The organism is Herpetosiphonaceae bacterium (assembly GCA_036374795.1).
Lineage (GTDB): Bacteria > Chloroflexota > Chloroflexia > Chloroflexales > Kallotenuaceae > LB3-1.
The window spans coordinates 1-9,648 of sequence record DASUTC010000033.1 but is presented as its reverse complement, the minus strand read 5'-3'; the positions used below and the strand labels follow the sequence as shown (position 1 = coordinate 9,648).

Sequence of the window (9,648 nt, the reverse complement as noted above, 5' to 3'; positions counted from 1 at the left end):
GGGGCGCGCGGACCAGCAGGTGAAGATCCGGGGGTTCCGGATCGAGCTGGGGGAGATCGAGGCGGTGCTGGGGCAGCACGCGAGCGTGCGCGAGGCGGTCGTGATCGCCCGCGAGGACACGCCGGGCAACAAGCGGCTGGTAGCGTATGTGGTTGCAGAACACGGCACCAAGACCAAAGAACAACCTGCGAACGCGGACTTGAGCGGCAGCGAGCTGCGGCGCTTCCTGCAAGGCATGCTGCCGAGCTACATGGTGCCGAGCGCGTTCGTGCTGCTGGAGGCGCTGCCGCTGACGCCCAACGGCAAAGTCGATCGCCGGGCGCTGCCCAAGCCCGACAGTGCGCACCGCGATTCGGAGGCCGCCTATGTCGCGCCTGAGACGCAGTTGGAGCAGATCCTGGCGGCGATCTGGCAAGAGGTGCTGCAAATCGAGATGGTCGGGATGGAAGATAACTTCTTCGACATCGGCGGCAGCTCGATCCATGTCGTCCAGGTACACAGCAAGCTGCGCGAACACCTTGGCCGCGACGTGCCAATCATCGACATGTTCAAGTACCCGACAATCGGCTCGCTGGCGAAGCATCTCAGCCAGGATCAGCCTGAGCAGGCGTCCTTCGAGGACATCCATGAGCGTGCCCGCAAGCAGAAAGCAGCCATGGAGCGCCAGAAACAACTGCGATCACGCTCATAGCCGGGAGTGTGGAGGAAACAACCTCCACATCTTCCTCGGCTCCGCGCGATGCGATCGCGCAGTGATCGCCCAGGTTCCCTGATAACCCGCCAGGTTGAGAGCAGCTACATGTATTGGCAAGGAGCATAAACTATGAGCAACGCGACAGCGTACGAGTCGCTTGAGGGTATAGCAATCATTGGCATGAGCGGCCAGTTTCCGGGCGCGCATAATCTGGAAGAGTTCTGGCAAAACCTCTGCGAGGGCGTTGAGTCGATCACTCCGCTGACCGACGAGGAGGTCGCGGCGGCCAATCCGCCTGAGATGGCGCGCCTGCCGACGCTGGTCAAGGCCGCGCCGATGCTCGACGACATCGAGGGCTTCGACGCGAGCTTCTTTGGCTACACGCCCAAAGAGGCCGAGATTATGGACCCGCAGCAGCGCCTCTTCCTGGAGTGCTCGTGGGCCGCGCTCGAAGACGCGGGCTACGATCCCGACACCTACAAAGGCTGGATCTCGGTCTACGCGGGCGTTGCGACCAACGGCTACCTGCTGAACAACATTTTGCCGAGCCAGCATCACCTCGATCCGGTGATCACGCTTCAGCTAACCACCGCCAACGACCGCGATTATGTCACGACGCGCGTGTCGTATAAGCTGAACCTGAAGGGGCCGAGCTTCAACGTGCAGAGCGCCTGCTCGACCTCGCTGGTGGCGGTGCATCTGGCCTGTCAAAGCCTGCTGAACTACCAGTGCGACATGGCGCTGGCGGGTGGCGTCTCGCTGCGCGTGCCGCAGAAGGCGGGCTACCTCTACCAGGAGGGCGGCATGTACTCGCCCGACGGCCACTGCCGCGCCTTCGACGCCGACGCCAAAGGCACGATCTTCGGCAGCGGCCTGGGCGCGGTGGTGCTCAAGCGCCTCTCCGACGCAATGGCCGACGGCGACACCATCTATGCCGTGATCAAGGGCTCGGCGGTCAACAACGACGGCTCGCTCAAGGTCGGCTTTACCGCGCCCGGCGTGGACGGCCAGGCCGCCGTGGTGGCGATGGCGCAGAGCACCGCTGGCGTCGATCCCGACACGATCAGCTACGTCGAGGCCCACGGCACCGGCACCAACCTGGGCGATCCGATCGAGGTCGCCGCGCTGACCCAGGTCTTCCGCGCCAGCACGCAGCGCAACCAGTTCTGCGCGATCGGCTCGCTCAAGACCAACATCGGCCACATGAGCGCGGCGGCGGGCGTCGCGGGCCTGATCAAAACCGCGCTGGCGCTCAAGCACAAGCAGATTCCGGCCAGTCTCAACTTTAACAGGCCGAATCCCAAGATCGATTTCGAGAACAGCCCGTTTTATGTCAATACCGAGCTTCGGGAATGGCCCGCCGGTCCGACACCCCGGCGCGCTGGCCTCAGCTCGTTTGGCGTCGGCGGCACCAACGCCCACGCGATCCTCGAAGAAGCGCCGCCGGTCGAGCCGTCCGGCCCGTCGCGCCGCTGGCAGATGCTCGTGCTCTCGGCGCGCTCCATCGCCGCGCTCGACAACGCGACCGCCAACCTGGCGGCGCACCTGCGCAGGCACCGCGAGCTGAACCTGGCCGATGTCGCCTACACGCTCAAGGTCGGACGGCGGCCCTTCGGGCAGCGGCGGATGCTGGTGTGTAGCGACCTGGACGACGCGATCAACATTCTGGAGGGCAACGATCCCAAGCGGATCTTTACCCGCGAGCAGGCGCAGAAAGATCGCCCGGTGGTCTTCATGTTCTCCGGCCAGGGCGCGCAATACGTCAACATGGCGGCGGATCTGTACCAGACCGAGCTTACCTTTCGCGCCGAAGTCGATCGCTGCGCCAAGCTGCTGCTGCCGCATCTGGGCCAGGATCTCCGCAGCATCCTGTATCCCAGCCCGGAGCGCGAGGAGATCGCCACGCAGCAGTTGAAGCAGACCGCGATCACGCAGCCCGCGCTGTTTGTGATCGAGTACGCGCTGGCGAAGCTGCTGATGGCCTGGGGCATTCAGCCGCAGGCGCTGATCGGCCACTCGATCGGCGAGTACGTCGCGGCCACCCTCGCGGGCGTGCTCTCGCTTGAGGACGCGCTGGCGCTGGTGGCGATGCGCGGACGGCTGATGCAATCGCTGCCGACCGGCTCGATGCTGAGCGTGCCGCTGCCGGAGCAAGATGTGCTGGCTCTGCTCGGTGACAAGCTCTCGCTGGCTGCGGTCAACGCCCCGGCGCGCTGCGTCGTCTCCGGCCCCACCGAGGCGGTCGACGCGCTCGAAGAGCAACTGCGGGCGCAGGGCATCGATTGCCGCCCGCTGCACACGTCGCACGCCTTCCACTCCGCGATGATGGAGCCGATCCTGGCGCAGTTCACTGCCGTCGTCGGGCGGATCGCGCTGCACGCGCCGACGATCCCCTACCTCTCGAACGTGACCGGCACCTGGATCACCGCTGACCAGACGACCGATCCGAGCTACTGGGCGACGCATCTGCGGCAGGCGGTGCGCTTCGCCGACGGCATTCAGGAGCTAGCCAAGCAGCCGGAGCGTATCCTGCTTGAGGTTGGTCCGGGCCAGATGTTGAGCAGCCTGGCACGACAGCATCCCAACAAAGCCGCCAGCCAGGTCGTGCTCTCGTCGATCCGCCACCCCAACGACCAGCAGCCGGACGACGCATTTTTGCAGAGCACGCTGGGTCAGCTCTGGCTGGCAGGCGCGACCGTCGATTGGTCGAGCTTCTACGCCAACGAGTGGCGGCACCGCGTCTCGCTGCCGAGCTATCCGTTCGAGCACCAGCGCTACTGGATCGACCCGCCGAAAGAGGAAGAGAGCGCCAAGCCGCGCAAAGGCTCGCTGCGCAAGAAAGCGGACATCGCCGACTGGTTCTACATCCCGTCGTGGAAGCGCTCGCTGCCGCCGGTCGCCGCGCCCGCGAGCAACGGCGCGGAGCCTGAGCGCTGGCTGGTCTTCGGCGACGGCCAGGGCCTGAGCGCGGAGTTCGTCAGCCGCCTGCGACAGAGCGGCCAGGATGCGGTGATGGTGCTGATCGGCCAGCAGTTCGACAAGCTCAACGACACGACCTATAGCATCAACCCGGCGGCGCGCGAAGAGTACGACGAGCTGCTGAGCAGCCTCAACGAGGCGGGCAGGCTGCCGACGACGATCGCCCACCTGTGGAACGTCGCGTCCTACAATCCGGCGCTTTCGCGGGAGCAGATCCTCGAAACGGCGCAGGATCGCGGCTTCTACAGCCTGATCTACCTGGCGCAGGCGCTCGGCAACCTGAGCCTGCAAACGCCGGTGCATATCGGCGTCGTCTCCAACGACATGCAGCGCGTCGCCAGCGAGACGATCCGCCACCCCGAAAAAGCGCCGCTGCTGGGACCGTGCAAGGTCATCCCGCAGGAGTTTCCGAAGCTGAGCTGCTCAAGCATCGATGTGCAGATGCCAGCGCCCGGCTCGTTCGAGGAGGCCGAGCTGGTCGATCAACTGATCGCCGAGGTTGCCGCGAAATCCTCTGATGTCGTGATCGCCTACCGGAGCTACGACCGCTGGGTGCAGAGCTACGAGGCGACGCGCGTCGAGACGGCGATCGACTCGCGGCTGCGGTTGCGCGAGGCGGGCGTGTACCTGATCACCGGCGGCCTGGGCGGCATCGGCCTGGTGCTGGCCGACTACCTGGCGCAGAACTTCCGCGCCAGGCTGGTGCTGATCGGTCGGTCGCGCTTCCCCGACCGCGAGGAGTGGAGCGAATACCTGGCGACGCACGACGAGCAGGACGCGACCAGCAGCCGGATTCGCAAGGTGCAGGAGCTAGAGGCCCACGGCGCGGAGGTGCTGGTGCTGAGCGCAGATGTCGCCAGCGAGCAGCAGATGCGCGCGGCGATCGATCGGACCTACGCCGAGTTCGGCGCGCTGCACGGCATCATCCACGCGGCGGGCGTCGCGGGCGGCGGCGTGATCCAGCTCAAGAGCAAAGAGCTAGCCGCCAGCGTGCTATCGCCCAAGGTCAACGCGATGTGGGCGCTTGAGGCGGCGCTCGGCGATCGACGGCTCGACTTCATGATGCTGTGCTCCTCGACGATCGGCGTGATCGGCGGCTTCGGGCAGGTCGACTACTGCGGCGCGAACTCGTTCCTCGACGTATTCGCGCCCTACTACACCAGCAAGAGCGGCACGTTCACCGTGTCGGTCAACTGGGACGCCTGGCTTGAGGTCGGCATGGCGGTCAACACGGCGCTGCCGCAGGGCCTCAAAGATCTACGCCAGACCACGCAGTACCAGCCGTTTGAGCATCCGCTGCTTGAGCAGTGGACGCGGGTATCGGAGGGCGAGACGCGCTACGTCACCGAGCTACAGGTCGACAAGCAGTGGGCGCTGGACGAGCACCGCATCGCTGGCACGCCTGCGCTGCCGGGCACCTCCTACCTTGAGATCGCGCGGGCCGCGTTCAGCCACCATGCCCAGGCGGGCGCGGTGCTGATTCAGGATGTCTTCTTCATGACGCCGCTGATGGTCGGCCTGACCGAAAGCAAGGAGCTGCACACGATCCTCGAAGGCACCGGCGACGAGCTGCACTTCCGCGTCCAGAGCAAGACGACGCAGCTCGGCGGCGCGGCTAGGTGGCAGGATCACGTCATGGGCCGCGTCAGCCGCCTGAGCGACACGCAGCCACACCAGCACGACATCGAGGCGCTGATCGCGCGCTGCAACGTCCGCGAGCGGATCGTCACCGAAGAAGAGCTGGATCAGATCGAGAAGTTCGTCTACTGGGGTCCGCGCTGGCGCAGCCTCAAGAAGGTCCATATCGGCAACAACGAGGGCCTAGGCCTGCTGGAGCTGCCGGAGGCATTCGCCGACGATCTCAACAGCTTTGGGCTGCATCCCGCGCTGCTGGACGTGGCAACTGCTTTCGCCAGCGGCGTCGCGGGCGAGGGCAGCTATCTGCCGCTGTCGTACACCCGGCTCAAGTTCCGGGGCGCGCTGCCGCAGCGGATCTATAGCTACGTCAAGTACAACGAGGCCGCCGATCCGAACCGCGAAACGATCTCGTTCGACATCACGATCATGGACGAGTTCGGCACCGAGCTGGTCGACATCGAGCAGTTCACCATGAAGCGGGTCAACTCGTCCGCCGCGCGCAGCCTGAGCGATCAGGAGCAGACGGTGGTCGATAGCGCCACGCCGCTGGATACCTCGGCGCTCGCGCCGGTGCCGATGGTGACGAACGATGTGATGGCGCTCAACGTGATGGCTGCCAGCGGCGAGGCTGCGGACGATGCCCTGCCGACGCTGGAAGGCATGACGCCCGGCGAAGGCGTCGATGCGTTCACGCGCATTCTGTCGCGCATCCGCCTGCCGCAGATCGTCGTCTGCATCAAAGACCTGGACGCCGCAATCGAGCGGGCGCGCTCGGCGACGCAGATGCGCATGCTCGAACAGATCGAGAAGAGCCAGGCACCAAGGCCGACACACGCGCGGCCAAACGTGCAGACGCCCTACGTCGAGCCGACCAGCGATGTCGAGCGGGCGCTCTCCGAGGTCTGGCAGCGCGTGCTGGGCATCGACGCGGTTGGCATCCACGACAACTTCTTCGAGCTCGGCGGCGACTCGGTGCTGGCGATTCAGATCATCGCGCGCGCCAACGAGGCGGGCTTCCATCTCACGCCCGCGCAGCTCTTCCAGCACCAGACCGTCGCCGAGCTGGCGGCGCAGGTAGGCGATGTTGCGCTGGTGCAGACCGAGCCGAGCACGATTACCGGGCCGGTGCCGCTAACGCCGATCCAGCACTGGTTCTTCGACCGGCACCTGCCGAATCCGAACCACTGGAACCAGGCGCTGCTGCTAACAGCGCGCCAGCAGCTCGATCCGGCGCTGCTCGAACGGGCGCTCCAGCAGGTGCTCACGCATCACGACGCGCTGCGGCTGCGCTTTACGCAGGACGAGCATGGCTGGCAGCAGCAGAACGCAGCGCCTGAGCAGGTGGTGCCCTTCACCTCGGTGGACTTCTCGACGCTGCCGGAGAGCGAGCATCGCGCGGAGATCGAGGCGACGGCGGCGGATCTGCACGCGAGCCTCAACCTGACGCACGGACCGCTGGTGCGCGTGGCGCACTTCGACCTTGGCCCCGCTCAGCCGAGCCGCGTGCTGCTGGTGATCCATCACCTGCTGGTCGACGAGGCTTCCTGGCGGCTGATTCTGGACGATCTCCAGGCCGCCTACGAGCAGCTCAGCCGGGGCGAGGCCGTAGCGCTGCCCGCCAAGACCGCATCGTTCAAGCGCTGGGCCGAGCGGCTTCAGGACCTCGCACAGTCGGATGAGGTCAAGGACACGCTGAGCTACTGGCTGGACCAGGAGTGGACCGACGTAGCGCCGCTGCCGATCGATCACGCCGCCGATCTTGCCGCCAACACCTATGGATCGGCGCGCAGCGTTGTGGTAGCGCTCAGCGCCGAGGAGACTCAGAATCTGCTCCACGACGTGGCGACCGCGTACCGGACGCAGACCGACGAGGTGCTGCTGACGGCGATTGCCCAGGCGTTCCAGCAGTGGGACGGCGGGCGCAGCCTGCTGGTCGAGCTGCAAGGGCGCGGGCGGGATGCGGGCCTTGAAGACCTCGACCTGTCGCGCACGGTCGGCTGTCTGACGACGCGCTACCCGATGCTGCTCGACCTGGGCGACATGTGGGACATCGGCGATGTGATCAAGGGCATCAAAGAGCAGCTCCGGCGCGTGCCGCAGAGCGGCATCAGCTACGGCCTGCTGCGCTACCTGAGCGCCGATCAGGAAACCGCCGAGCGGCTGGCGGCGCTGCCGCAGCCTGAGATCGGCTTTACCTACGAGGGCCAGATCGAGCAGATCGCGCCCGATGCACCTATCTTCAGTGGAGCCGACGCCCTTCACGTCGCCGCGCACAGCCCGCAGGGACGCCGCAGCCATCTCGTGGATATTGCCGCGCGCATCGTCGACGGCCAGTTACAGATGGAGTGGCGTTACAGCGAGCAGATCCACAGCCGCGCTACGATCGAGGATCTGGCCTATCGCTGCACCGAGTCGCTACAAACGATCATCGAGCACTGCCTGTCGGGAGACGTGGGCGGCTACACGCCCTCGGACTTCCCTGAGGCCGGGCTGAGCCAAAAAGATCTGGATAAGTTCATGACCAGTATTAGGAGACGGGCCAAGTGAAGCATGAGAACATCGCCGACATCTATAAACTCACACCGATCCAGCAAGGCATCCTCTTTCACAGCTTGTATACTCCGACCTCAGGGGTGTACTTCGAGCAGTTTAGCTGGACGCTGAATCAGGAGTGGGTGGTGCCGGTGTTCGCACGCGCCTGGCAGTATGTCGTCGATCAGCATCCAATCCTGCGCACGGCGTTCTTTTGGGAAGATCTCGACGAGCCGATGCAAATGGTCCAGCGGCAGGCCCGTTTGCCGTTCATCGAGCTCGACTGGAGCGACCTGTCGCCTGCGGAGCAGGAGACGCAGCTTGAGATATATCTTCAGCGCGACCGCGAGCAGGGCTTTGATCTGACCGAAGCGCCCTTGATGCGCGTAACGGTGATTCGCGGCGGGCCCGAAACATTCCATATCGTGTGGAGCTACCACCACCTGCTGCTGGATGGCTGGTCGGTGCCGCTGGTGATCCAGGATGTCTTCGCGGCCTACTCGGCGATGCTTCAGGGACAGGCACCACGCCTGAGCCGCCGTCGGCCCTACCGCGACTACCTGAGCTGGCTGCGCAGGCAGGATCTTGACGAGGCCCAGAGCTACTGGCGGCGGATCTTGCAGGGATTTACCACGCGCACGCCGCTGCCGGTCGATCATGGCGCGGGGCGATCGGGCACGGCCCACGCCTACGACAAGAGCCAGATCCTGCTCTCGCCCGAGCAGACCGAAGCGCTCCAAACGCTGGCGCGTCAGGAGCGGCTCACGCTCAGCACGCTGGTCCACGGCGCATGGGCGCTGCTGCTGCGAGCCTACAGCGGCGAGCGCGACCTTGTCTTCGGCACGACTGTCTCCGGTCGTCCGGCTGATCTTGCCGGAAGCGAGACGATGGTCGGCTGCTTCATCAACACGCTGCCGCTGCGCGTCCAGGCGCAGGCGGAGCAAAGCCTGCGCGATTGGCTGCTGGCCTTGCAGCAGCGACAGGCGGAGCTGCGTCAGTACGCTTACAGCCCGCTGGTCGATGTTCAGCGCTGGAGCGATGTACCGCCGGGCGAGCGGCTCTTCGAGAGCATCGTCGTTTTCGAGAACTATCCGACCGAGGCGTTCGAGGAGTCGGGCCTGCGCATCTTCCAGCAGACCAACTATCCATTGACGCTGGTCGCTGTGCCAAGACGATCGCTGACGCTGCGGATCGGCTATGAGACGCGGCACTTCGATCCCGGCACGATCGAGCGGCTGCTGGCGCAGCTTCAGGCGCTGCTTGAGGATATGCTCGACGGGCTGGACCGCCCGCTGCGCGACATCGGTTTGATGACGGAGGCCGAGCGCCACACGCTGCTGGTGGAGTGGAACGCCACGGCGGCGGCCTATCCGCAGGACGCCTGCCTCCATACGCTGATCGAGCAGCAAGCCGCGCGCACCCCCGACGCCGTCGCCGTCGTCTTTGAGGCGCAGCAGCTCACCTACGCCCAGCTCAACGCCCGCGCCAACCAGCTTGCCCACCATCTCCGATCCCTCGGCGTCGCCCCGGAGCAGCGCGTCGCCGTCTGCCTGCCCCGCTCCGCCGATCTGCTCGTCGGCCTGCTCGCCATTCTCAAGGCCGGCGGCGCCTACCTGCCCCTCGATCCCAACTATCCCGCCGCGCGCTTGCAGTTCATGCTTCAGGATGCCGCGCCCGTCGTCGTGCTCACCGAGGCGCGCGTCGCCGACCGCCTGCCCGCCACCACCGCCCAGGTGCTCGTCCTCGACCGCGCCTGGCCGACCATCGCCGCCTGCGCCACCAGCAACCCCGATGCCGCCCGCGCG

At 65.9% G+C, this 9,648-nt stretch carries 3 protein-coding genes; all 3 read left to right on the top strand.

From position 1 onward, the window contains the following. Positions 1 to 691, top strand: a 691-nt coding sequence (locus tag VFZ66_01815; protein HEX6287892.1) for a phosphopantetheine-binding protein, incomplete at its 5' end; no start/stop codon positions are given. A 132-nt stretch (positions 692 to 823) separates the two neighbouring features. Then, positions 824 to 7,858 (top strand): condensation domain-containing protein, encoded by a 7,035-nt coding sequence (locus tag VFZ66_01810; GenBank protein HEX6287891.1) that lies wholly within the window; start codon positions 824 to 826, stop codon positions 7,856 to 7,858. After that, positions 7,855 to 9,648: condensation domain-containing protein (locus VFZ66_01805; protein HEX6287890.1), on the top strand; the 1,794-nt coding region annotated here is incomplete at its 3' end. The genes VFZ66_01810 and VFZ66_01805, both read left to right, overlap by 4 nt.